General features: G+C 71.3%; 20 protein-coding genes. 12 read left to right on the forward strand and 8 right to left on the reverse strand.

Annotation, left to right across the window (positions count from 1 at the left end; translation table 11 throughout):
• Window positions 1-756: a response regulator transcription factor gene (locus CPH93_RS09975; protein WP_173909763.1), complete on the reverse strand. Its 756-nt coding sequence runs from the start codon at window positions 754-756 to the stop codon at window positions 1-3.
• Window positions 757-990: 234 nt separating this feature from the next.
• On the opposite strand from CPH93_RS09975, the gene CPH93_RS09980 reads away from it, so the two are divergent.
• The 5 genes from CPH93_RS09980 (at window position 991) to dgt (ending at window position 6281) form a co-directional block, all read left to right on the forward strand.
• Window positions 991-2211: a glycosyltransferase family 4 protein gene (locus CPH93_RS09980; RefSeq protein WP_093485268.1), complete on the forward strand. Its 1221-nt coding sequence runs from the start codon at window positions 991-993 to the stop codon at window positions 2209-2211.
• Window positions 2212-2592: 381 nt separating this feature from the next.
• On the forward strand, window positions 2593-3147 hold the full coding sequence (locus CPH93_RS09985) for a GH25 family lysozyme (RefSeq protein WP_096212574.1): 555 nt from the start codon (window positions 2593-2595) through the stop codon (window positions 3145-3147).
• A gap of 164 nt (window positions 3148-3311) precedes the next feature.
• On the forward strand, window positions 3312-4142 hold the full coding sequence (nadE, locus tag CPH93_RS09990) for an ammonia-dependent NAD(+) synthetase (RefSeq protein WP_096212575.1): 831 nt from the start codon (window positions 3312-3314) through the stop codon (window positions 4140-4142).
• Window positions 4143-4552: 410 nt separating this feature from the next.
• Window positions 4553-4906: a hypothetical protein gene (locus CPH93_RS10000; RefSeq protein ID WP_093485265.1), complete on the forward strand. Its 354-nt coding sequence runs from the start codon at window positions 4553-4555 to the stop codon at window positions 4904-4906.
• 49 nt (window positions 4907-4955) lie between these two features.
• Complete coding sequence (gene dgt / locus CPH93_RS10005) at window positions 4956-6281, forward strand: dGTP triphosphohydrolase (protein ID WP_231977257.1); 1326 nt, start codon at window positions 4956-4958, stop codon at window positions 6279-6281.
• Window positions 6282-6447: 166 nt separating this feature from the next.
• On the opposite strand, the gene CPH93_RS10010 is transcribed toward dgt, so the two are convergent.
• The 7 genes from CPH93_RS10010 to CPH93_RS10040 form a co-directional block, all read right to left on the reverse strand.
• Window positions 6448-7329, reverse strand: coding sequence for a cytochrome c biogenesis CcdA family protein (locus tag CPH93_RS10010; RefSeq protein ID WP_096212578.1), 882 nt, complete (start codon window positions 7327-7329; stop codon window positions 6448-6450).
• Complete coding sequence (locus CPH93_RS10015) at window positions 7326-8102, reverse strand: DsbA family protein (RefSeq protein WP_096212579.1); 777 nt, start codon at window positions 8100-8102, stop codon at window positions 7326-7328. Before CPH93_RS10015 ends, CPH93_RS10010 begins: the two co-directional genes overlap by 4 nt.
• Before the next feature lie 56 nt (window positions 8103-8158).
• Window positions 8159-8698, reverse strand: coding sequence for a hypothetical protein (locus CPH93_RS10020; RefSeq protein ID WP_096212580.1), 540 nt, complete (start codon window positions 8696-8698; stop codon window positions 8159-8161).
• A 113-nt stretch (window positions 8699-8811) separates the two neighbouring features.
• Window positions 8812-9339: an ATP-binding protein gene (locus CPH93_RS10025; protein ID WP_096212581.1), complete on the reverse strand. Its 528-nt coding sequence runs from the start codon at window positions 9337-9339 to the stop codon at window positions 8812-8814.
• Window positions 9340-9613: 274 nt separating this feature from the next.
• Window positions 9614-10381: an enoyl-CoA hydratase/isomerase family protein gene (locus tag CPH93_RS10030; protein ID WP_096212582.1), complete on the reverse strand. Its 768-nt coding sequence runs from the start codon at window positions 10379-10381 to the stop codon at window positions 9614-9616.
• An 81-nt stretch (window positions 10382-10462) separates the two neighbouring features.
• Window positions 10463-11701 (reverse strand): L,D-transpeptidase, encoded by a 1239-nt coding sequence (locus CPH93_RS10035; protein WP_371126835.1) that lies wholly within the window; start codon window positions 11699-11701, stop codon window positions 10463-10465.
• A gap of 177 nt (window positions 11702-11878) precedes the next feature.
• Window positions 11879-13183 (reverse strand): L,D-transpeptidase, encoded by a 1305-nt coding sequence (locus CPH93_RS10040; protein WP_231977258.1) that lies wholly within the window; start codon window positions 13181-13183, stop codon window positions 11879-11881.
• Window positions 13184-13425: 242 nt separating this feature from the next.
• Between CPH93_RS10040 and glgX the strand changes: the two genes are divergently transcribed.
• The 7 genes from glgX to CPH93_RS10080 all read left to right on the forward strand — a co-directional run bounded on the left by glgX (window position 13426) and on the right by CPH93_RS10080 (window position 23988).
• Window positions 13426-15684: a glycogen debranching protein GlgX gene (glgX, locus tag CPH93_RS10045; protein ID WP_096212584.1), complete on the forward strand. Its 2259-nt coding sequence runs from the start codon at window positions 13426-13428 to the stop codon at window positions 15682-15684.
• Between the two features lie 154 nt (window positions 15685-15838).
• Entirely contained in the window at window positions 15839-17776 is a 1938-nt protein-coding gene (locus tag CPH93_RS10050) for an ABC transporter ATP-binding protein (RefSeq protein ID WP_096212585.1), read from the forward strand.
• Entirely contained in the window at window positions 17773-19782 is a 2010-nt protein-coding gene (locus CPH93_RS10055) for an ABC transporter ATP-binding protein (protein WP_096212586.1), read from the forward strand. The genes CPH93_RS10050 and CPH93_RS10055 overlap by 4 nt, the downstream gene beginning before the upstream one ends.
• Window positions 19783-20114: 332 nt before the next feature.
• On the forward strand, window positions 20115-20567 hold the full coding sequence (locus CPH93_RS10060) for a TnsA-like heteromeric transposase endonuclease subunit (protein WP_231977259.1): 453 nt from the start codon (window positions 20115-20117) through the stop codon (window positions 20565-20567).
• A 359-nt stretch (window positions 20568-20926) separates the two neighbouring features.
• Window positions 20927-21517: a hypothetical protein gene (locus tag CPH93_RS10065; protein WP_096212587.1), complete on the forward strand. Its 591-nt coding sequence runs from the start codon at window positions 20927-20929 to the stop codon at window positions 21515-21517.
• A 95-nt stretch (window positions 21518-21612) separates the two neighbouring features.
• Window positions 21613-22617 carry a hypothetical protein gene (locus CPH93_RS10070; RefSeq protein ID WP_159394987.1) on the forward strand — a complete coding sequence of 335 codons (1005 nt, stop codon included), beginning with the start codon at window positions 21613-21615 and terminating at the stop codon, window positions 22615-22617.
• An 840-nt stretch (window positions 22618-23457) separates the two neighbouring features.
• On the forward strand, window positions 23458-23988 hold the full coding sequence (locus tag CPH93_RS10080; protein WP_096212589.1) for a DinB family protein: 531 nt from the start codon (window positions 23458-23460) through the stop codon (window positions 23986-23988).
• Window position 23989 lies beyond the last annotated feature (1 nt).

Raw genomic sequence — 23989 nt, forward strand, 5'->3', positions numbered from 1 at the left:
TCAGTCCTCCCGCAGGACGTAGCCGACGCCCCGCACCGTGTGGATCAGCGGGCGGCTGCCGGGGACGTCGACCTTGCGCCGCAGATAGCCCACGTACACCGCGAGGTTCTTCGAGCCGGGCCCGAAGTCGTAGCCCCAGATCCGGTCGTAGATCGTCGAATGGTCCAGGACGATCCCGGCGTTCCGGGCCAGCAGCTCCAGCAGCTCGAACTCGGTCCGGGTCAGCTCCAGCTCCCGCTCGCCGCGCCAGGCACGGCGCGAGGGGCCGTCGATCCGCAGATCCGCGGCCTCGACGACCCCGCTGTCCGCGAGCCGGGCCTCGTCCGCCTCCCCCGGCCCGTCGCTCCCGGCCCCCGGACCCGCGGCGCCCGGCGTCCCGGCCGGCTCCGGCGTCGTCCGCCGCAGCAGCGCCCGCAGCCGGGCGAAGACCTCCTCGACCTCGAACGGCTTGACCACATAGTCGTCCGCACCGGCGTCCAGCCCGGCGATCCGGTCCGCCGTCTCGACCCGGGCGGTGAGCATGAGGATCGGGGTGCGGTCCTGCTCGGCCCGCAGCACCTGGCACACCTGGAGCCCGTCGATCCCCGGCATCATCACGTCCAGCAGGATCACATCCGGCCGTTCGCGGTGGGCGGCGGCCAGCGCCTGAATGCCGTCGGCGACGGCGGTGACCTGGTATCCCTCCAGGGTCAAGGCACGCTCCAGCGCGGTGCGGATGGGGCGGTCGTCCTCGGCGAGCAGCACGGAGTGGGTCACGCGGCAAGTGTGCCAAGGGCTCGGGGGTGCGGCTGCGGGCGGCCGGTCCGATGGCGGGTTTCTTACTCGCCTCTCACCCGTGGTTCTTACCGGGCTCTCACCCTGGCCACGCCATTGACTTACCCCTTACCGCCACGGTTGCCCCCGTGCCGGACGGTCGGCCGCGACGACCAGGTCGCGAGGTACCGGCCGGTCGGAACGACTCGGCGCATCTCGGGGAGAGCACCACACCGCATGAAGATCACCCTCCTGCTGCACAACGCCTACGCCATCGGCGGCACCATCCGCACCACGTTCAACCTCGCCGCCGCACTCGCCGACCGGCACGACGTCGAGATCGTCTCGATGCTCCGGCACCGCGAGGTCCCGCGGTTCACCCCGGACCCCCGGGTGCGGCTGGTACCGCTGGTGGACACCCGCGTCGGCAGCGAGGACATGGCCGATCCGCTCTTCGGCGAGGCCGCGCAGGACTTCCCGCTCGCCGAGAAGCGGCACCACCAGTACAACCGGCTGGTCGACGTCCGCGCCGCGGAGTTCCTGCGCGGCACGGACGCGGACGTACTGATCGGCACCCGGCCCGGCATCAACGTCTACCTGGCCCGCTTCGGCCCCCGCCGGGCACTGCGGATCGCCCAGGAGCATCTGAGACACGACGCCCACAGCAAGCAGCTCCGCGCCGAACTCGCCCGCCACTACCGGACGCTGGACGCGCTGGTCACCACCACCGAGGCGGACGCCGCCGTGTACCGGGCGCGGATGCCGCTGCCCGGGGTGCGGGTCCTGGCAGTGCCCAACATCGTGCCCGCGCCGGACGTCCCGCCGTCCGAGGGCACCGCGAAGGTGATCTCGGCGGCCGGCCGGCTGGTCCGCGGCAAGCGCTTCGACCTGCTGATCGAGGCCTTCTCGGCGGTCGCCGCCAAGCACCCCGACTGGCAGCTGCGGATACACGGCGGCGGCGCCGAGCGGGCCAAGCTCCAGGGGCTGATCGACGGCCTCGGGCTGAGCGGGCAGGCGGAGCTGACCGGGCCGCGCTCGCCGATAGAGGCGGAGTTCGCCAAGGCCTCGATCGTCGCCTCGGCCTCGGACGCCGAGTCGTTCGGCATGACCATCGTCGAGGCGATGCGCTGCGGGGTGCCGGTCGTCAGCACCGACTGCCCACTGGGCCCCGCCGAGATCATCCACAACGGCAAGGACGGGCTGCTGGTGCCGCGCGGGGACGGCCAGGCGCTGGCCGGTGCCCTGCTGGAGCTCATCGAGGCCCCACAGCGCCGCCGCGAGATGGCCGAGGCCGCGCGGGAGAGCTCGCACCGCTACGACCCGAAGCCGATCGCCGAGCGCTATCAACTCCTCTTCCAGGAGCTGGAGTCGACGCGCACCGGCCGGGCCTGGCAGCGCGCCGTGGGCCGCACCCGGGGCCGCGTCCGACGGCTGCTGCGCCGGGCCCTGCGCCGCTGAGGCGGCCGTCCTGTATGGCGAGAACCGGTCCTTACCCGCACCGGATGCGCCGTCACATCCGCCCGCGTGCAAGGAATTTCCGGACCCGATCTGGCGCCTTCCGGTATCGGCATGCTGAACTGCTGGAAACTGCTGGAACGAAACTGAATCGCACGGAACACAGAAACACTGGATCCCGGCGCCACCGCATTGTGGGAACGCGGAGTTCGGGATCACAGCCCTTCTGGATCACGGCGGCGGCAGCGGGTCAGAACACCGGGGCAAGTGCGCAGGGGCACAACGGCGCACAAACACAGGAACACCACACCACGTCGCAACACGGTTGCCGCTTCGAGCAGTTGACGCTTCGAATCCGCAGGTCCGATCGGCAGGAGGCCGTTCATGCTGCACGGTGTCGATGTCAGCTCCTACAACACCTCGTATTCCACCGAGGGGTTGGACTTCGTTTTCGTCAAGGCCACCGAAGGCCGTTCCTACATCAATCCGCACCAGTCCGCGCAGGCGTCGAAGGCCCGTAAGGCGGGCTGCGTGGTCGGTTTCTACCACTTCCTGTGGCCGGGAAATATCGCCGCCCAGGCGAAATACTTCGTCGAAAAGTGCGCGTCGGTCCAGGGTGATCTTTTGGCCTGCGACTGGGAGCGCACCGGCGAGGGGACGTATGCCGGCAATGCGGAGAAGGACAAGTTCCTGGCCGAGGTGAAGAGGCTGCGCCCCACCCACCGCGTGCTGCTCTACTGCAACCGCGAATTCTGGCTCCACCACGACACCACGTCGTACGCGGCCGACGGCCTGTGGATCGCCGACTACGTCTCCGCCGGTCATCCGCGGATCAAGGCGAAGTGGCGCATCCATCAGTACACCGACACCCCGCTGGACAAGGACGTCGCGGACTTCGCGAGCAAGGCCGCCCTCAAGAAGTGGGCGCACCCGGCATAAGGTTTCCTACCGGCACGCCGATTCGCGCCCCCGGGAAGCGCACGTACGCGAAAAAGAAACGCTGCGTACGCCGCACGGGACGGTGCGTCACACGGGACCCGTGCCACAGGAACCGTGCGTCACGACAACGGCACGACGCACCCCGAGAAACCAGAGGAGCAGCCGTGACCGACCCGGCGTCCAAGACCCTGCAGCAGGAGATCGCCCGGGATCTCCAGGTGACCGCGTCCTTCGACGCGGAGCAGGAGATCGAACGCCGGGTGGCCTTCCTCACCGAGCGGCTGACCTCCACGGGCCTGCGCTCCCTGGTCCTGGGGATCAGCGGCGGCGTCGACTCCACGACCACCGGGCGGCTCTGCCAGCTCGCCGTGGAGCGGGCCCGCGCCGCCGGGCACGAGGCGACGTTCTACGCGATGCGGCTGCCCTACGGCGTCCAGGCGGACGAGAAGGACGCCCAGCGGGCGCTGGAGTTCATCTGCGCCGACCGGGAGCTGACCGTCGACATCCGCCCGGCGAGCGACGCGGCGCTGCAGGCCGTGGTGGACGGCGGGCTCACCTTCCGCGACGCCCACCACCAGGACTTCGTCCACGGCAACATCAAGGCCCGCCAGCGCATGATCGCGCAGTACGCGGTCGCCGGTGCCCGCGACGGCCTGGTCGTGGGCACCGACCACGCGGCCGAGGCGGTCTCCGGCTTCTTCACGAAGTTCGGAGACGGCGCGGCCGATGTGGTGCCGCTCACCGGCCTGACCAAGCGCCGGGTACGCGCCGTCTCGGCGGCGCTGGGCGCCCCGGCGGAGCTGGTCCACAAGGTGCCGACGGCCGACCTGGAGACCCTCGACCCGGGCAAGCCGGACGAGGACGCGCTCGGTGTGAGCTACGACCAGATCGACGACTTCCTGGAGGGCAAGCCGGTCGACGACACCGCGGCCCAGGCGATCGTCCGGCGGTACCGGTTCACGGAGCACAAGCGCGGGCTGCCGATCGCGCCGTGAGGCCGGTCGGCGACGGGGCGGGCTGACGGCTGGGGTTTGGGCGCCGGCCACTGCGCCGTCCGGCCTCCAAAGCTCTCCCCCGCCCCCTCCCCCTCTCCCCCTTCGGGGGAGGGGGCGGGGGGTGGGTTCGGGGGTGGGGGGGGACGGCACCCCCGAGGTTCCGGCATGAGCCGGGGACGGCACCGCCGAGGTTCCGGCACGGGCCGAGGACAGAACCCTCGAACCATGCCTCCCCGCCCACCCGGCACAACCGACGCCCTCCCCCACCCCCACCCGTCACACCCTGGCCAGGGGACCGTCACCATCCCGGTGCTAAATCGTGGGTGGGAGCGGGCATGCATGCGGGCATGGGAAGCCGCGAAGTGCGATCGGAAGATCAACTGTCAGTGGGGCCGCCTACGCTCCGGGGCATGGGTTACGCAAACCTGCGCGAACTCCAGACCGCGCTGACCACCGCCTCCGACCTTGCCACGTCCCTGCAGTCCGCGCCGAGCCGGCGCGATGCGGACCAGCTCGTCCACGTCCTCCGGCAAGCGCTGACCGCCGCCAGCTCGCTGGGCGCCGAGACCGGCCCGACCGGCTGCGCCATACATCCGCACGGCGCGGTCGACCCGCTGTACGGCGATCCGGAAGACCCCTTGCCGCCGGGCTACGGCAAGTGCCTGCTGTGCAACGACCGCCGGCGCCGGGCCGACGCCCACCCCCTGCACGCCCGCCCGCACGCCCGTCTTCCTGCGCGCCGGAGACGCCGGCTGGACGCCTGAGCCACCACCGGGCGGGCCCCGGCCGGGCGTGCCGGACTACCATCCGCGCATGCGACCTGCCAGATACAGCGATGAGGATCTAGAGCAGCACTCCCTGCAACGACGGGTGCCCGACGACGGGCAGCGGTCCGGGTTCGAGCACGACGTCGACCGGATCCTGTACTCCACGCAGTGGCGGGCGCTGGCCGGCAAGAGCCAGGTGGTGGCGAGCGCCGAGCTGGGCGCGTACCACACCCGGCTGACGCACTCGATGAAGGTGGCCCAGCTCGGCCGGCGGATGGCGGAGCGGCTGGAGCGCCAGTACGGCGGTCCGAATCCGGCGCTGGTCGAGGCGGCGTGCATGGCCCACGACATCGGCCATCCGCCCTTCGGGCACGCCGGTGAGCTGGCGCTGCGCGCCACGATGGACGAGCTGCACTTCGCGGACGGCGTGCTGGACAGCTTCGAGGGCAATGCGCAGACCCTGCGGGTGCTGACCTTCCTCGCCGCCCACAAGTACCCGGGCCATCGCGGGCTGCACCTGACCCGCGCCTGCCTGGACGCCGCCACGAAGTACCCCTGGGAGCGGGCACCTGTCGACCAGGATCCGGCGCGCCATGTGAAGTGGGGGGTGTATGTCGCCGACCGGGAGGCGTTCTCCTGGGTGCGGGCCGGCCGTACGGATACCGCCGTACCGGTCGAGGAGCAGGTCATGGACTGGGCGGACGATGTCACCTACGCCTGCCATGACGTCGAGGACTTCTACCGCACGGGCCTGATCCCGCTGGCCGCGCTGTTCCCGCCGGACGGTGCCGCGGGCGCCGAGACCGAGCGGGAGACCCGCCGCTTCCTGGACTATGTGCAGGCCAAGCGGGCGCGCGCGGGCGAGGCCTTCGACCGGGAGGCGGCGCTGGTGATGATGGCGGACATCGGCAAGCGGCTCGCGGTGCCCGCCCCGTACAGCGGCAGCCATGAGGACGCGGTCGCGGTCAATCGACGTACCGCGGACCTGATCTCGTACTTCACCCGCGGGATCGAGCTGGAGGTGGGCGGCGAGGCGCCGATCCGCTACGGCGCGCAGCTGGTGATCCCGGCCGAGCGGCGGGACGCCTGCGCGCTGCTGAAGGAGCTGGTGTGGTGCTACGTCATCGACCGCCCCGCGCTGGCCACCCAGCAGCACGGCAAGCGGCGGGTGGTCAGCGAGCTGCTGCGCTGGAGCCATGACGCACCCGAGCTGCTGCCGCCGGACCGCGCCGAGGAGCTGGCGCTGCACAGCGACCGGCTGCGGGCCGCCGCGGACCATGTCGCCTCGCTGACCGAGGACCAGGCACTGGCACTGCACCGCCGGCTGTCCGGCACGGGCCTGGGCTCGGTCAACGACAACGTGTGGCTGTGAGCCCGGGGTAGCCCGGAGCGGCGGGGAGCAATCCAAGAGAGGCACGGGGCGGTGGACGCGGGGCACGAAGCCGCGGACCGGGCCCGGCGCCGATGCGCCTGGCCTCCCGCCCCCGGGGCCCGGCCGGTGCCGCCCCACGACGACCCGGCCCGGCCCCCTGCCGCGGCTATTCGGCCCCGCTGCGGCTCTGCTCCGCCCCGTCCTGCGGCTTCGCCCCGTCGTCCTTCGGCTTCCTCTCCGGCCGAAGGGCAATACGGCCCAGCACCCCCGCGACGACCAGCGCGGCCACCGCGATCAGGGCGTAATCCGGTACGGCGTTGCCGATCCGCGTCGCCCATTCCTCGGCCCGGAATTCGGCGTCCGCGTCGAGAACCCCGGGCAGCGCACTGGTCCCGTTGAAGCGCAGGAACAGCACGCCGATGCCGATGAAGAACACTCCGGACAGCAGCGAGGTGGTGTGCAGCCGCAGCTTTCCGAGGGGGAATTCCCGGCCGCGCAGCCAGCCCCGGGTGCCGAGCTTGCAGCGGTCCCACAACAACGCCAGCACGAACAGCGGCAGCGCCATGCCCAGCGCGTAGACGGCGAGCATCGAGGCGCCGTACGCCGGTGAGCCGCTGACCGCGGTCACCGTCAGCACCGCCCCGAGGATCGGCCCCGCGCAGAAGCCGGCCAGGCCGTAGACGCAGCCGAGCAGAAACGTGGAGACCGCGGACCGGGGGGTGATCCGCGCGGCCGCGGCCTGGGCACGCCGGGAAGCGAAGCCCAGGCCGAGGATCTGGGCGAGGCCCATGGCGATGACGATCCAGCCGCCGAGGGCGATCAGCAGCTCACGGTGCCCGTTGAACAGCCGGCTGGCCGCCGTACTGGCCGCGCCGAGCGGCACCAGCGTCGTGGCCAGCCCCAGATAGAACACTCCCGTACGGGCCACCAGCCGGCCGGGGGTCGACAGGGAGTAGGCGAAGAACGCCGGCAACAGCAGTGCGCTGCACGGGCTGAGCAGGGCCAGCGCCCCGCCCAGGAACGCCGCGAGGTAGCCGATGTCGGTCACTTCCCGCCCCCTTCGGCCGCCGGCTGATGCTTCGCCGTCCGTGCGGCCTGCTCGACGGCCTGGGAGAAGACCGCGAGGGGCTGGGCGCCGGCCACCGGCCGGCCGTTGATCAGGAACGACGGGGTGGACTGCACCCCCAGCTGGTAGCCCTCGTCCTGATCCTTCTTCAGCGCCTTGTCGGCGTCCGCGCTCTTCATGTCCGCACGGAACTTGTCGAGGTCGTCGACGCCACTGCTGCGGGCCAGTCCGACGAGCTTGTCCTCGGCGAGCGCCGCGCCCTTACGGGTCTTGGCGTACAGCGCGTCGTGCAGCTGCCAGAACTTGCCCTGCCGGCCCGCGGCCCAGGAGGCGCGGGCGGCCCGCTCGGAGTCTGCGCCGAAGACGGTGAAGTTGCGGAATTCGATGCGCAGGGTGCCCGCGTCGACATACTTCTTGATCAGCTCGGGCTGGGTCTCGCGGGTGAAGCGGCCGCAGAACGAGCACTGGTAGTCGGCGTATTCGACCAGCACCACCGGGGCGTTCTTCTTGCCGACGGCCAGCGGGTCGCCGTCCGCGCGCCGGCTGGTCCGCTTGGCGAGGTCGTCGAACATCTTCTGCTGGGCGGGGTCCTCCTCGGCCTCCGGCGAGGCGGCGGGCGCGGCGCCGGGCTCGGTGTCGTGGCCGCTCTGGGTGGACTTGGCGATGGCGACGCCGATGGCGATCACGGCGACGACGAGGGCGAGGACCGCGCCGAGGGCGGCCAGCTTGCGGGCGGGAGAAGCGGATGCGGGCATGCGGAAGCTCCAGACGTACGGAGGGGAATTCAGGCCGGGTGCGTCGCGGCAGCGGCCTAAATCCGCAGTACGGGCAGGAGCGAGGTGTGGTCGACGGCGGGCGCGCTGCCGGTCGGTGGCCGGGCGCGGGCGTGCTGCGCCGGCAGGTCCGCGGCCCGCGGCCCCGCGCCGGTGGTGGCGGGGGCGAGCGGCTCACCGCGGTGCGGGGCGGGCAGCGGGGCGGACTCGGAGGGCGCCGGCGCATGCCGGTTCGAGCAGCGCTTGGGCGCGGCGGCAACGGCGAGGGGCGCACGGTCGTCGAGCTGCGGACCGCCGTGGGCGGTGCCCGGCCGCGACGGTGTGGCCGCGTCGCTCGCCGGGCTCGTGGCGCCGGCATGGGCCGCGTCGGTATGGGTCGCGTCGGTATTGGCCGCGTCGGTATTGGCCGCGTCGGCAGCATGCGCCGCCACCAGGCCCGTCCGCCACTGCGCCGCGGCCGTCGCCGCCCGGCCCGCCAGCCAGGCCTGGTCGCCGCCGATCCGGCACAGCAGCGGCCCGAAGGTGACGGCGAGGAGGAGCAGCAGCGTCAGCGCGGCCGACCGGCGCACAGCGTGCATGTCCCGTCCTCTCCGTCCCGGTGTGAGCATGAACGACCCATCCTACGGATCGTCCTCGCGCGGGCGGCGCACCGGCCGGACCCCGGGACCCGTCCCGGCCCCGGCCACCGGCGTCAGCGGTCGGCGATCCGCACCTCGAACCAGGTCGCCTTGCCGCGGGGCAGCAGATCCACGCCCCAGCGGTCGGAGAGGGTGTCGACGAGGAAGAGCCCGCGGCCGCTGAGGTCCGTCTCCTGGACCGGCAACAGGCACGGCAGCCCGCGGGAGGGGTCGCGGACCTCGATGCGGATCCAGCCGCGGCGGCGCAGCATCCGGAGTCCGAAGGTGCGGGCGCCGGTGTGGCGTACGGCGTTGCCGACGAGCTCGGAGACGAGCAGGACGGCGTGCTCGGCGAGCTGGGGCGTCAGGGACCACTGTTTGAGGAGTACGGCGGCGGTCAGCCGGCGGGCGATGCCTGCGGACTGGGGGCGGGAGGGCAGCCGGACCTCACCGAGGGTCGGTTCGCCGGCCGGATCGAGTGCGGTGGACAGCGGACCACGGGGCGCCGGCACCGGTTCTGCGTCCCTCCCGGACATGCCCCGGTGTGCGGCCGCCGGATCGTTCCGCGGCCGCGGCTGCTCCATTTCTTCGAGGCCCGCCATGCCCCCATCATGGCTGCTGCCCGGCGGCCACGGGGGTGGAACCGAGGGAATCCCATGTCCGGAATCATCGGTTCCATACCCCCGGGGCGTCATATGCCAACGGCAGTTAAGGTTCTGACAGCCCCGACTGACCTGCGACGACATCCGGCGTGTGAACGAGCGGCCCGATGCGCCAACAAGGTTGCCTTAAGGCGCAATTAAGTTTTCCGTCATTCGCCCACAAGGGGCATCGCCCGCCGGGCAAACCTCAGCCCTCCCGCCAACATCAGCTGTTTCAGCGGAACTTGGCCTTGCCGGGACCTTCCTCGACGAAGCTGCGCATGCCGATCTCGCGGTCCTCGGTCGCGAACAGCCCCGCGAACCAGGTGCGTTCGATGGTGAGTCCGGTGTCGATGTCGGTCTCCAGGCCCGCGTCGACGGACTCCTTCGCGGCCCGCAGCGCCAGCGCCGGGCCGGCCGCCAGCCGCGCGGCCCAGGCGTGCGCCTGCTCGTAGACCTCGGCGGCCGGCACCACCCGGTCGACCAGACCGAGGGTGAGCGCCTCGTCGGCCTTCACCTGACGACCCGTGAAGATCAGGTCCTTGGCCTTGGACGGGCCCACCAGCCGCGCCAGCCGCTGGGTGCCGCCGGCCCCCGGGATCAGGCCCAGCAGGATCTCCGGCTGGCCGAGCTTGGCGTTGTCGGCCGCGATCCGGAAGTCGGCGCAGAGCGCCAGCTCACAGCCGCCGCCGAGGGCATAGCCGGTGATCGCGGCGACCACCGGCTTGGGGATCCGGGCCACGGCGGTGAACGCGTCCTGCAGGGCCTTGGACCGTACGACCATGGCCGCGTGGTCCATGGCCTGCATCTCCTTGATGTCCGCACCGGCGGCGAACACCTTCTCCCCGCCCCAGACGACGACGGCGCGCACGTCGTCGCGGCGGGTGACCTCCTCGGCCAGCTCGCGCAGCCGGTCCTGGGTGGCGATGTCCAGGGCGTTCATGGGCGGACGGTCCAGGCGGATGGTGCCGACGCCGTCGGCCACCTCGAGATTCACAGTCATGCCGGAAGGTTAGTACGCGTTAACGACGTCGGGCCCGGTGCACTCGGTCACAGTGCACCGGGCCCGCCAACCGTGGCCGCCCTACTGGTCGGCCTTCCACTTCTCCCAGGAGAGGTTCCAGTCGCTGAAGCCGTTGTCCGGCTGGATCGTTTCGTCGTGCGAGTTCTTGACGATCACCACGTCGCCGATGACGGAGTTGCGGAAGAACCACGCCGCCGGGGTGGAGCTGTCACCGCCGCCGCGCTGGTCGAAGAGGCCGACACAGCCGTGGCTGGCGTTGCGGGTGCCGAAGGTCGCGCGGCCCGACCAGTAGTTGCCGTGGATGAAGGTGCCGGAGTTGCTCAGCCGCATCGCGTGCGGCACGTCCTTGATGTCGTACTCGCCGCCGAAGCCCACGGTGTCGCCGTTCATCCGCGTCACGAGGTGCTTCTCGCTGATGACCATCTTGCCGTTGTAGGTCTCGGTGCCGGGCCCGCCCGAGGTGATCGGGATGGTCCGGATCTTCTTGCCGTCGCGGACCACGGTCATCTGCTTCGACTTGGCGTCGACCGTGCTCACCTGGCTGCGCCCGACGGTGAAGGAGACTTCCTTGGCCTGGGTGCCGTAGACGCCGGGGCGGCCCTCGACGCCGTTGAGGTCGAGCTTGAGGGTGACCTTGGTGCCGGGCGCCCAGTACTTCTCGGGGCGGAAGTCGAGCCGGTCGTTGCCGAACCAGTGGCCCTCGACCGGGACCGACGGCTTCGCGCTGACCTTGATGGCGTCCTCGACGGCCTTGGGGTCGGTGATGCCCCGGGTGAAGTGGAGCGAGACCGGCATCCCGACGCCGACCTGCTGGCCGTCCTCGGGGCTGTACTGGCCGATGAAGGTGTTCTTGGGGACGAGGGTGGTGAAGCTGGAGTGCTCGGCGGCCTCGCGGCCCTGGCCGTCCACCGCTATGGCATCGACCTTGTACTCCGTCGAGGCGCCCAGATGGCCGCTCGGCTGCCACAGGGCGCCGTTGCCCGCTATCTTCCCGTCGACCTCATTGCCCTTGGCGTCCTTGACCTTGACGGACTTGAGCTTGCCCTTGCGGGCGGTCACCTTCAGCGCGCCGCTCGTGGCGACGCCGTCCGCGCCGTCCTTGGGCGCTATCGTCACGGCCGCCTGCGAGGCGTCCTTGTCCCCGCCGGCCTTGCCGGCCGCCTTGCCGTCGTCACCGTCGTTGCCACCGCATGCGGTCAGCAGCAGCGCCCCGGCGAGCAGCAGCGCGAGCGGGCCTCCTCCCCTGTGCGGCAACCGACGCCGGCGAGCCGGCACCCCCGAATTCGGCTGGACGTTCACGACTGGCCCCTCTTCCCCTCGCACGGCCCGCGGTCCCCCGCACGCGGCTGCGGACAGCCGCGTGCTTGGCGTTAGATAACCACACCGCAGTGACAGTGAACTCCCCGTGAACGTCACCGTTTAGTCCCAAGTGCGGGGGTGGTGCGGGGGCGGGGGCGCCGCCGGGCCGGCCGCGGGTCAGTGCAGGGCGGATCCGGCCCGCCACGGACCCCACGGCAGGTTCCAGCCGCCGAGGCCGTTGTCCGGCGCGACCGTGCGCTCCGGGGAGTGCTGCACCACCACGGTGTCACCGACGATCGAGCGGTCGAAGAACCAGCCGGCCGGGGTGTGCGGCCCGCCGCCCTTGATGTCGCGCAGCCCGACGCAGCCGTGGCTGGTGTTCAGGCCGCCGAAGACCTCGGGCGGCGCCCAGTAGTTGCCGTGCAGAAAGGTCCCGGACCGGGTCAGACGCATGGCGTGCGGCACGTCCGGGATGTCGTACTCGCCGCCGAAGCCGACGGTGCCGCCGTTCATCCGCGTCACCGACTGCCGCTCCAGGATCACCATCGTCCCGTTGTAGGTGGGGTTCTCGTCGTCGCCCGCGGTGACCGGCAGCACGGCCGCCACCCGGCCGCCCTGGCGCACCGTCAGCGTGTGCCGGGCCGCGTCGATGGTGCTGACCTGGTCCCGTCCCACCCGGTAGCGGACGGTCTTGCGCTGGGTCCCGTAGGAGCCCGGTCCGGCCTTCACCCCGCGCAGCCGCAGCTGCACCGTGATCGTGGTGCCCGGCCGCCAGCGCGCGCGGGGCCGGAAGTCCAGCCTGCGGTGGCCGAACCAGTGGGCGGCGACCTCAACGGCGGGCCGGGCGCCGACCGTGACGGCGCGTTCGACGGCCGCGCGGTCGGTGACCGGCCGGTTGAAGACCAGCGAGAAGATCATGCCGGTGCCGACCGTGGCGTTGCTCTGCGGTGAGAAGTAGCCGATCAGCCGGCGGTCGGGGGCGGCGGTGGTGAAGGTGGTGTGGCGCACGGCGCGATGGCCCGCGCCGTCCAGCGCGACCGCGTCCACGGTGTACTTCGCCCCGAGTTGCAGGCGGGCGTGCGCCGGTCGCCAGGTCAGCCCGTCCGGCGCGATCCGCCCGGCCACGTGCCGCCGGCCGGCCGCACCGGTCCGGCTGACCGAGACCCGCTCCAGCCGCCCCTGCGGCACCCGGATCTCGAACCGTCCGTCGGCCCGTACGCCGTGGGCGCCGTTGTGCGGGACGACCCTGATCGTCTGTTCCCGGGAGCGCGGCTTGTCGCCGGTGAACACCTCCGCGTCCGCACAGCCGGCCAGCGCCGCCGCCCCCGCGAGCCCGGCCAGGGCCGCGAGGGCGAGGCGGACCCGCCCGGCCGGCCGTGCCCCCGCCCGGCTCCGCGTCCGGCCCGGCATGCGGTCCCGCACCCGGGCTCTGCCGCGGAGGTGCGCTCGGTCCCCTGCTCGGTCCTGCTGATGGGCGGTCATATACCGGATTGTGACGGATGAGGCGCGAGATGGGAGGTATGCCGCGAAACGGAATGTCACGGACAGCACGGGGACGGACAATGAGCCCCCGCCGCGCGACGCGTGAGGCAACGGCCGGTTGCGGGAAGAACAACGGGGAGGGCGGGACACCTGCACGGCCGGGACTCCCCCAGCGCACGCTGGGAGGTCCCGCCATGCCGGGACTCCGCCCGACCGAGCCATGAGCCGCAGGAGGCCGGCACGTGTCGAGCGCACCCGAGCAGGAGGCGGTGGCGGACGAACCGCTCGCCGCCCCACCCGCGGATATCCGCCCCGGCAGCCCCACCCCCCTCGGGGCCCGCCACCGCACCGGCCCCGACGGCACCACCGGCACCAACTTCGCCCTCTGGGCGGGCGGCGCCGAGGCCGTGGAGCTGTGTCTTTTCGACGACGCGGAGCGCGAGACGCGCCATCCGCTCACCGAGCTCACCCATGAGATCTGGCACGGCTTCCTGCCCGGTGTCGGCCCCGGGCAGCGCTACGGCTACCGGGTCCACGGCCGCTGGGACCCCTGGACCGGCGCCCGCTGGAACCCGGCGAAGCTGCTGCTGGATCCGTACGCCCGGGCCGTGGACGGCGACTTCGGCACCCGTACGGAGCCGGCCGGACCGGGGTCCGCGCTGCCCGCCCAGCTCTACGGCCACGTCCGCGACTGGCCGCAGCAGCAGCTCGCCGACACCGTGCGCGACGACCGGGACTCGGCGCCGTACGTCCCCAAGGGCGTGGTGGTCGGCGAGGACACCGCGGACGAGGGCGGCGCCGACGAGTGGCAGGACGACCGCCGGCCCAAGACGCCCTGGCCGGATTCGGTGCTCTACGAGCTGCATGTGCGCGGCTTCACGATGCTCCACCCCGGTATCCCGGAGCGGCTGCGCGGCACCTACGCCGGGCTGGCGCACCCCGCGGCGCTGGAGCACTTCGTCCGGCTCGGGGTCACCGCCGTCGAGCTGCTGCCCGTCCACCAGTTCGCGCACGAGGACCACCTGGTGCGCCGGGGGCTGCGCAACTACTGGGGCTACAACTCCATCGGCTACTTCGCGCCCCACGCCGGATATGCGGCCACCGGCACTCGCGGGCAGCAGGTCGGCGAGTTCAAGCGGATGGTGCGGGCGCTGCACGACGCCGGCATCGAAGTGATCCTCGACGTCGTCTACAACCACACCGCGGAAGCCGGCGAGCTGGGCCCGACGCTCTCGCTGCGGGGCATCGACAACCGCGGCTACTACCGGCTGGCCGGCGACGCGCGACGCTACGCCGACTACACCGGCTGCGGCAACACCCTGCACGTCGTGCAGCCCCATGTCCTGCGGCTGATCACCGATTCCCTGCGCTACTGGGTCACCGAAATGGGCGTGGACGGATTCCGCTTCGATCTGGCGGCCGCGCTGGCCCGTTCCATGCACGACGTCGACATGCTCTCCCCCTTCCTCGCCGTGATCGCCCAGGACCCGGTACTGCGCCGGGTCAAGCTGATCGCCGAGCCCTGGGACGTGGGATCCGGCGGCTATCAGGTCGGCGCCTTCCCGCCGTTGTGGACGGAGTGGAACGACCGCTACCGCGACACCGTGCGCGACTTCTGGCGCGGCGCCCAGCACGACGTCCGCGATCTGGGCTACCGGCTCTCCGGGTCGAGCGACCTCTACGCCTGGGGCGGCCGCCGCCCGTACGCCTCGGTCAACTTCATCACCGCGCACGACGGCTTCACCCTGCGCGATCTGGTCACCTACGAGCACAAGCGCAATGCCGGCAACGGCGAGGGCAACCGCGACGGCACCCACGACAACCGCTCCTGGAACTGCGGCGCCGAGGGCGAGACCGACGACCCGGACGTCACCGCACTGCGCCACCGCCAGCTGCGCAACCTGCTGACCACCCTCCTGCTGTCGACGGGCGTGCCGATGCTGGTGGCCGGCGACGAGATGGGCCGCACCCAGCACGGCAACAACAACGCCTACTGCCAGGACAACCCCACCAGCTGGCTCGACTGGTCGCTCCTGGACGACCCGCAGTGGCGCCCGCTGGCCGCCCTCGCCGCCCGGCTCATCGCCCTGCGCCGCGCCCACCCCGTCCTGCGCCGGCGGGCGTTCTTCTCCGGCCGGCCGCATCACCAGGGCGGCCTGCGCGATCTGGCCTGGTTCACCGCGGACGGCGCGGAGATGACCGAACACGACTGGTACACCCCGGGGGCGACGCTGGGCATGTACCTCTCCGGGAACGACATCTCCCAGCGCGACGACCGGGGCATCCGCATCGTCGACGACAGCTTCCTCGCCGTCCTGCACGCCGCGCCCCAGCCCCGCCAGGTCACCCTCCCCGGCCCGCCCTGGGCCCGCGCCTACGAACTCCTCGTGGACACCGCACGGGAGGAGCAGCCGGGCCCGGCGGAGCCGCCGTACGCGGCGGGCGGCACGCTCACCCTGGGCGGGCGGTCGGTGGTGCTGTTCCGGGCCGTGCCGGGGTGAGGCGCTGCCCGGCGCTCGCCTCGGCGGGCGGCGGCCGGACAGCAGCGGGCGGTGGCCGGGCAGCGGCGGGCAGCGGCTCGAAACAGCGGGCCCGGGCGGTGCGGGGCGAAATCCACATGAGCGTTGTCAGTGGGGCGCCTTACGCTCGCGAGTGATGGCCGATACCGCGCAGACGACGAACCAGACCGACCGGACCGACTTACCCCAACGCTCCGCAGTGCGCTCGCTGTTGCGCCTGTGGCCGTTCATCCGCCCGGTGCGGGCGCGCCTGGGCACGGCCGCGTGCGTGGCGGTGCTCGCCTCGTGCATCAGCCTGGTCATCCCGCTGGTGCTCAAGTGGCTGGTGGACGGGCCCGTGGCGGCGCGCGACCCGGCCGGGGCGTGGCTCGGCGGCGCCTTCCTGCTGCTCCTCGGGCTGGCGGAGGCGCTGCTGTTCGGACTGCGCCGCTGGCTGGTGGCGCGCCCGCTGGCCGGGGTCGAGGCGACGATGCGCGAGACGCTCTACCGCCATCTGCAGCGGCTGCCGGTGGCCTTCCACGACCGCTGGCCTTCGGGCCAGTTGCTGTCGCGGGGAACCACCGACCTTCAGCTGCTGCGGATGTTCTTCGCCTTCCCGCTGATGTTCCTGCTGGTCAACGGGGTGACCATTCTGGTGGGCGCGGTGATCCTCATGGTCCAGCGCTGGTCGCTGGGGCTGGTGCTGCTGGCGCCGGTGCTGCCGCTCATGGTGCTGTGCTCGGTCTTCGAGGCGAAGTACGGGCGGGCGGCGCGCCGGGCGCAGGACCAGGTCGGCGATCTGACGACGGTGGTCGAGGAATCGGTGCTCGGCATCCGCATCATCAAGGGCTTCGGACGCCATCGCAGCCAGGCCCGTGCCTTCCGGGAGCTGACCCGTGCACTGCGGTCCACCGAGCTCGGCAAGGCGCGGCTGCTGGCCTGGATCTGGGGTTGCATCACCGCCCTCCCGGAGCTGTCGATCGGCGGCGCCCTGGTGTGCGGGGCGGTGCAGGTGGCCGACGGGGAGCTGTCCGCGGGCACGCTCGTCGCGTTCTTGTCGACGGCGCTGGCGCTGCGCTGGCCGGTGGACTCGATCGGCTTCCTGCTGGCCATGAGCAACGAGGCGGCGGCGGCCACCGACCGGTACTTCGAGGTGCTGGACGAGCCTGCGGTGGAGGATGCGGGGGCGACCACAGCGGCCGTGCAGACGCGGTCCGGGACGGCCACGGACTCGATGGCATCGGCTCGGGAGACCGCAGCCCCCGACACGGCGGCCTCGGATGCGCCAGCCCCGTACACAGCAGCCTCGGACGCCACGTCCCCGGGCACCACGGCCGGGGCCGGCACCGCCCAGGGGCTGGTCTTCTCCGGCGTCGCGTTCCGCTACCCCGACGCGCCGCCGGACTCCCCGCCCCTCCTGCGGGACATCACCCTGCACATCCGGCCCGGCGAGACGATGGCGCTGGTCGGGGCGACGGGCAGCGGAAAGACCACGCTGACGGCGCTGGTGCCGCGGTTGTACGACCCCACCGCGGGCCGGATCAGCCTCGACGGGCGGGATCTGGCGACGATCAGCCGGGACGAGGCCCGTGCCATGGTCGCGGTGGCCTTCGAGGAGCCGACCCTCTTCTCGGCGACCGCCGCGGAGAACGTCCTGATGGGCGGCGCGGGCGCCCAGGAGGACGAGCTGCGGCGGGCGCTGGTGGTGGCGCAGGCCGACGGCTTCGTGGACGCCCTCCCGGAGGGCAGCGCGACCCAGGTCGGCGAGCAGGGCCTGAGCCTGTCCGGCGGACAGCGGCAGCGGCTCGCCCTGGCCCGTGCCGTGGTCGGCCGGCCGCGCTTCCTGATCCTCGACGATCCGCTCTCCGCCCTCGATGTGCACACCGAGGCGCTGGTGGAGGCGGCGCTGCGCCAGGTCCTGTCGACCACCACCGCCCTGGTCGTCGCCCACCGGCCGTCCACGGTCCTGCTCGCCGACCGGGTGGCGCTGCTGTCCGGCGGCCGGATCGCCGCCGTCGGCACCCACCACGAACTGCTCCGAGACAACCCCGAATACGCCGCATTGATGTCGGGAGAGGGAGAGGGCGCCCGATGACCACCACCACGACCGGTCTGCCGTCCGACGATCCCGAGGGCCGCGACGGTCCGCCGTCCGACCACTCCGAGGGCCACGCCGCCCCGCCCCGGCGGCCGGAGCCGGCACCGTCCGAGGCATCACCATTCGGGCCGTCACCATCCAGGCCGGCACCATCCAGGCCGGCACCATCCGGACCGTCAACATCCGGACCGGCGCCCAGCGACCCCCCGACATCCGACTCGTTCGCCCGCGACGCGCTCCCCGCTCCCCGGGGCGCCTCGCGTTCCCTGCTCGCTTCCCTGCTGGCGCCGCACCGGCGCCGCGTGACGGCGGTGGCCGTCCTGCTGCTGCTCCAGCAGGTCGCCGTACAGGCCGGGCCGCTGCTGGTCGCGTATGCGCTCGACCACGCGGTGCCGGCGCTGCGGGCGGGCGAGCACGGGCCGCTGGTCGCCGTGGCGGTGGCGGCCGCCGTGTGCGCGGTGGCGTCCGGCGCGCTGCAGTTCGGCTTCATCCAGCTCGCCGCCCGCATCAGCCAGGAGGTGCTGCTCGACCTCCGCGGCCGGATCTTCCGCCATGCGCAGGCGCTGAGCCTGGACTTCCACGAGCGCTATACGTCCGGCCGGCTGATATCCCGGGCCACCACGGACGTGGAGTCGCTGCGCGAACTCCTCGACGAGGGGCTGCAAGAGCTGATCACGATCGTCCTGTCGACGGTCTACATCAGCGTCACCCTGCTCTGGCTGGACTGGGGACTGGGCGCCGCCGCCCTGGTCTCCGGCGTCCCGCTCGCCCTCCTCCTGCGCTCCTTCCGGCACCGCGCGCACCGCGTCTACAGCGCCAAGTCCTCGGCCATGGCGAGCATCATCGTGAAGTTCACCGAGACCCTCAACGGCATCCGCCCGGTGCAGGCGTTCCGCCGCGAGCGCGCCAACGACACCGCCTTCGCCCGGCTGAACCACCACCACGAGCGGATCAACGGCAACACGCTCCTGGAGATGGCCCGCTATGTCGTATCCTCCCGGATGGTGGCCAATATCGCGCTCGCCGCGATCGTGCTGTGGGGCGCCTGCCGGGTGGCCTCGGGGGGCCTGGCGCTCGGCGTGCTGGCCGCCGCGGTGCTCTATCTGCGCCGGCTCTACGACCCGATCGACCGGCTCGGGATGTTCCTCAACTCCTATGAATCCGCGGCCGCTTCGCTCCACAAGATCGCCGGGCTGCTCGCCCAGCGCCCCTCGGTCCCGGAACCGGCCGCCCCCGCCGTCCTGCCCCCGCTCGCGGACGGGCGGCCCGGCCGTGAGGTCGCCTTCCACGAGGTGGGGTTCGCCTACCGCCCGGGCGGCGAGGTGCTGCCGCGCTTCGATCTGACCCTCGCGGCCGGTGAGACCGTCGCCGTGGTGGGTGCCACCGGCGCCGGCAAGTCCACCCTCGCCAAGCTGCTGGCCCGCTTCTACGACCCCAGCGAGGGCCGGGTGCTGCTCGACGGCGTCGATCTGCGCGAGCTGCCCACCGGCACACTGCGCCGCGCCGTCGTCATGGTCACCCAGGAGGCGTTCCTGTTCTCCGGCACGGTCGCCGACAACATCGCCCTGGGCCGCCCGGACGCCGGCCGCGCGGAGGTCGAACGCGCCGCGAAGGCCATCGGCGCCCATGACTTCATCACCGCCCTGCCGGACGGCTACGACACCGACGTCCGCAAGCGCGGCGGCCGCATTTCCGCCGGTCAGCGCCAACTGGTGAGCTTCGCCCGGGCCCTGCTCGCCGACCCCGCCGTCCTGATCCTCGACGAGGCCACCAGCTCCCTCGACATCCCCGGCGAACGCGCGGTGCAACGCGCCATGGACACCGTTCTGCGGGGCCGCACCGCCCTGGTGATCGCCCATCGCCTCTCGACGGTCGAGATCGCCGACCGGGTCCTGGTCATGTCCGACGGCCGGATCATCGAGGACGGGCCCCCGGATCAACTCATAGCGGACCGCGGCCGGTTCGCGCAGCTGCACCAGGCGTGGCGGGACAGTGTGGGGTAGCGGGACCGACTTCTAGGATCCGCGGATCGGTGCGCAATGTCGGCTAAGGATGCGCAATGAATGCGCAAATCCGGGACGCGGTGCGCATTCAGTACAGTCCGTGGCCGCCGTTTTCGATCTCTTGCGGTCTTTCGGGTCGGGGCACGCGTGGGCTCCGTACCGTCCAGAGCATGACGATACGGAGCTCGGGCACCACTCGTCATACGCGCAAGGTTCCAACGGCGTCGATCCGGTACGAGGGCGCGTCGGTACGTGAAGTGCCGGTACGACAGGTGCGGTCGGCGGACTTCGCGGAGTGGATGCCGTGGCGGGATGTCCGGTAGGTACACGGGATGACCCATTACTCGGGGAGATACCCGTCGGTGACGACGGGCGGGCACGTGGTCCATGAGAGTCGGTTGGAGCTGGACCGGCCGCTGCTGGCGGATTTTGAACCTGAGGTGCGGGGGACCTTCGCTCAGCCGTGTCGGCTGGCGGCTCGGGTCCGTGACCGGGTGCGGCACCATGTTCCGGACTTTCTGCTCGTCATGCGTTCGGAGACGGTGCGGGTGGTCAACGTCAAGCCGGCGGACCGGCTGCAGGACCCGGAGATCGTGCAGGCCCCGGCCTGGCCCGGTGAGCCGTTTCGGCAGCATGGCTGGGAGTACGAGATCTGGTCCGGAGCGGACCGGGTGCTGCTGGAGAACGTGCGCTTCCTGGCCGCCTACCGGCGTCCCGCTGTGGTGCCCGAGGCCGAGGTCGAGCAGGCGTGGGAACAGGCGGTGCACGGTGAGGAGCTAGCTTGACGGGCCTGTCCGTCGGTGCCGCTGGTTCGTTGCCGTAGCGGAGTGATGGTGCTGATCGGTGTCGTCGCTTCTGCTTTACGCCGACTCAGGTACTGCCATAATCGCGGCAGGCGGATCCATCGGATTGTGGATCTAGTTCTACCCAGGGGGCTTGTATCTCGTAAATCTGCTGGCATTGCTTGTGCCGTTAGGGGCTTGCCCCCGGCACGTCCCGCTGATCAGAGCATGCGGCCATGCATCCTGTTCCGCGGCCGGTTCACGGCGGTCTGCAGCCACCGCTCAAGCAGCGAACACCTGCGGTTGATCCGAAGTCCGCTCGCGCCTCCTCACCAAAAACACCTACATGGAAAGCGGCTCATATGTCGAACAGACTGGTCAGGGTATCTGACGGTCACCTCGTCTTCGGCGAGGCCGTGTCGCGGATCGCCGAGTCACTGAACCCGCTCGGCGCCGCCGCCAGGCTTGTCGCCGAATCCTACGCCCTGGCCACCGAGATGCGGCGAATCAATCTGGAGAAGACCCAGGCCGCCGACAGCAAGGAGATCACCCTGGCGCTACTGGACCAACGCCGTCGGGAATCCTCCGCGATGTTACGACAGCAGCAACAGGAACTCGGCCAAGCTGACACCAGCGCGCAATCACTGCGGGAATGCATGGTCAACATGCAGCGTGAAACCGTCAAGCCCGGACTGGCGTCGGAGGAACGCATCGCATACGTCGAATTGACCAAACACTTCACCACCATGCTTGTCCAGCATCACACGGAACAGGCAGGCGGCCTCGCGGTCGCCCTCGATCAACTGCTCAACGGCGCCGGCGCAACAGCTCTCGCCCCGGCGTCACGCAATGCCGGATCACAGCAGCCGACAGCGCCGCGGCGGCGGCCCGGGCGGCATGACGCCGGGCAAACGCCGCGCACTGCAGGCCGTGATCGCGGGCGACGAGGGTGACGGCGGGTCACTGAACTGTGCCCAGTAATCGTAACGGCGGCGCTGGTTGCACCATCGCGCTACTCGTTGTCGGCGGCCTGTTCTTCGGCGTTCCAGTGACGATGATCCTGGCGGCACCGGCGCTCGCGGCCCGCATCGAGTTCAGTGGTGCGCCTGGTCTGGCGCCCTACCTGCGGGAATGGCTGTGGGCGTCGATCGCCTCGCCGCTGCTGGCCGTGGCACTGGTCCGGCTGGTCCTCTTTGCGAAAGGCCGGCTTCGCAGCCGGTCAGTGCCGGCGGTGAAACGTTGGCTCGGCCTGCTCGCGCGGGCCGCGATCGTGCTCGGTGTGATCAACGTTGCCGTCTTCGTCCAGTTGACCGACGCGGGGCGCACCGACCACGTCATCGCGAACGGGCTACCACTGTTCACTCTCGCGGCTGTGCTCGGCACCGCCACGCTCATCGCGATCTCGGCGTTCGACCGTCGGCCGACGCCCGTCTCCGTCCAGGAGATCCACGCCGCAACCGCGGAAGCGAAGCGGGCACTGAGTCGGGTCCGCACTGAGAACGAGCGGGTACGCCGACAGGCCGAGCAGGTACAGGCGCGACTGGCGAAGCTCCGCGCTCGAGCTGCCGGTCCGGCCGACCGTTCGACTCACTCCACCAGCGAACGGGCGAGGGACAAAAAGAAGGATCGCCGACAGTCAGCCCGATCCGATCTCGATTTCCACGCCCTTCGCGTCTTCCACCGCGAGTCATATCTCTGTGCCGACACCGCGCATGTGGCGTACCAGTCCGCGCAAACGTCGCTGCGGACGATGTCGTATGTAGTGCGGCGAGCGCAGATCGGTACGCAGATCTGGCTGCCGACGAGCCGCGCGTCGAAGGTGGCACGCGCTGAGATGCGAGACGCCGCAACGCATCTGGCGCGGTCGCATGGCGAGCTACGGACACAGGTCGACCATGGATTGGGCCTGGTACGTACCCTTAATGCCAATACCTCCGATCTCAAACACGAGATCCGCGACAACTGCGGTGAGGACGGCCGGTCGTGGTTCGAGGCACTCGAACAGCGCATCGCAGAAACTCGAGCCGGGCGTCGCGCGAGCCGCATCGGCTGATGACCGCGTCAGGCTTCGGTCGTTCGGGTGCGGTACGCGCACACGTTGAGCCAGTAGCGGAACGCCCGCTCATGGTTATCGATCCACACCACCCGGTTGCTCAAAGACCCTTGTCCGATGGCGTGCAACTCCACGTGCTGACGGCCGACTTCCCTGCATTGCCCACCGCCCGCCGCCGGGGCCCGGCAGCAGCCATCACCACGGCCCTGGTCAACCACGCTCGCGACCTGGGGTGAGCACTGTCTTCCTCGCCTACGCAGAAGACGCCGTCGCGCGCATACACGCATGCCTGGGCTTCCGCCCCGTCGGCAGCACCGTTCTGATCGCGAACCAGCCCGCGCGATCGTAGGTCCGCAAATCCGACGCGTTCGAAGCGCTGAGCAACGTCCACTCCCACACTCATTGAGATGCCCGAGGACAATTCACAGTGAACAGAAGGAGCAGACGTCATACCCGGATTGCGCACGAACAGCCTGCACGCGCGCTGCGCGTCACGCGCGGATTCCAGCGTTCCCGCAGGAGCCAGCGCTAACGATCAAGAGGAACCTACACCGCCCGCGGGATCCGCGGGGTGAGGCGTCATGCCGGCGCTCCGTGCGCCGGGCAGGCCGTCCGTCGGTCCGTCCGTCCGTCCGTCCGGGATACGGTGCGCCCCGACTCCGGAGCGTTACCAACCGGAGGGTGCCCCGGCCCGAGGACCATGAGCCGCCCGCCACTCGCCCCACCCGCTCCCTCACCCTCTCCCCACCCGCCCCCACCAGGTCTCCCGCCTGGTGGGGCCCGAATTCCGAGAGTTCACAAGCCTGGACATGGCGCGCCATTGCTGCCTATCGTCTCGCCATGGTGCAAAGGGTCGAGCCTCCGCCGGAACCACCGGTGACTCTCAGTAGTCCAGCCGAACTTCTCGCCGGCTACCTGGCTTTCTATCGGGACGCCGTGCTGCGCAAGCTGGCGGGGCTCTCCGACGAGGAGCTGCGGAGCAGCCGCCTGCCCTCCGGCTGGATGCCGCTGGCCCTCCTCAAACACCTGGCGTACGTGGAGCTGCGGTGGCTTCAGTGGGGTTTTGCCGGGGAGCAGATCGAAGAGCCGTGGGGCGACGTCAAGATCCGTCGCGGCGAGTGGCATCTCGAACCGGGTGAGACCCTCGAAGAGGTCACGGCATTCTTCCAGGAACAGTGCGCCCGGTCCCGCGCCATCGTCGCCGGGGCACCCCTGGACGGCAAGGCAGCCACCCTCGGCGGCCGCGTACCGGCCGAGGAAGACCGTCCGACGCTGATCTGGATCCTCTTCCACCTGCTCCAGGAATACGCGCGCCACCTCGGCCACCTCGACATCGCCCGCGAACTGGCGGACGGCACCCTCGGCGAATAGG

The organism is Streptomyces sp. 2323.1, from assembly GCF_900221035.1.
GTDB lineage: Bacteria > Actinomycetota > Actinomycetes > Streptomycetales > Streptomycetaceae > Streptomyces > Streptomyces sioyaensis.

Excerpts from the sequence above, each read along its gene's own strand:
- CPH93_RS09980 (WP_093485268.1), top strand. The coding sequence starts at position 991 with ATGAAGATCACCCTCCTGCTGCACAACGCCTACGCCATCGGCGGCACC.
- CPH93_RS09985 (WP_096212574.1), top strand. The coding sequence starts at position 2,593 with ATGCTGCACGGTGTCGATGTCAGCTCCTACAACACCTCGTATTCCACC.
- CPH93_RS10000 (WP_093485265.1), top strand. The coding sequence starts at position 4,553 with ATGGGTTACGCAAACCTGCGCGAACTCCAGACCGCGCTGACCACCGCC.
- dgt (WP_231977257.1), top strand. The coding sequence starts at position 4,956 with ATGCGACCTGCCAGATACAGCGATGAGGATCTAGAGCAGCACTCCCTG.
- CPH93_RS10015 (WP_096212579.1), bottom strand. The coding sequence starts at position 8,102 with ATGCCCGCATCCGCTTCTCCCGCCCGCAAGCTGGCCGCCCTCGGCGCG.
- CPH93_RS10020 (WP_096212580.1), bottom strand. The coding sequence starts at position 8,698 with ATGCACGCTGTGCGCCGGTCGGCCGCGCTGACGCTGCTGCTCCTCCTC.
- CPH93_RS10025 (WP_096212581.1), bottom strand. The coding sequence starts at position 9,339 with ATGGCGGGCCTCGAAGAAATGGAGCAGCCGCGGCCGCGGAACGATCCG.
- CPH93_RS10030 (WP_096212582.1), bottom strand. The coding sequence starts at position 10,381 with ATGACTGTGAATCTCGAGGTGGCCGACGGCGTCGGCACCATCCGCCTG.
- CPH93_RS10040 (WP_231977258.1), bottom strand. The coding sequence starts at position 13,183 with ATGACCGCCCATCAGCAGGACCGAGCAGGGGACCGAGCGCACCTCCGC.
- CPH93_RS10050 (WP_096212585.1), top strand. The coding sequence starts at position 15,839 with ATGGCCGATACCGCGCAGACGACGAACCAGACCGACCGGACCGACTTA.
- CPH93_RS10055 (WP_096212586.1), top strand. The coding sequence starts at position 17,773 with ATGACCACCACCACGACCGGTCTGCCGTCCGACGATCCCGAGGGCCGC.
- CPH93_RS10060 (WP_231977259.1), top strand. The coding sequence starts at position 20,115 with ATGACCCATTACTCGGGGAGATACCCGTCGGTGACGACGGGCGGGCAC.
- CPH93_RS10065 (WP_096212587.1), top strand. The coding sequence starts at position 20,927 with ATGTCGAACAGACTGGTCAGGGTATCTGACGGTCACCTCGTCTTCGGC.
- CPH93_RS10080 (WP_096212589.1), top strand. The coding sequence starts at position 23,458 with ATGGTGCAAAGGGTCGAGCCTCCGCCGGAACCACCGGTGACTCTCAGT.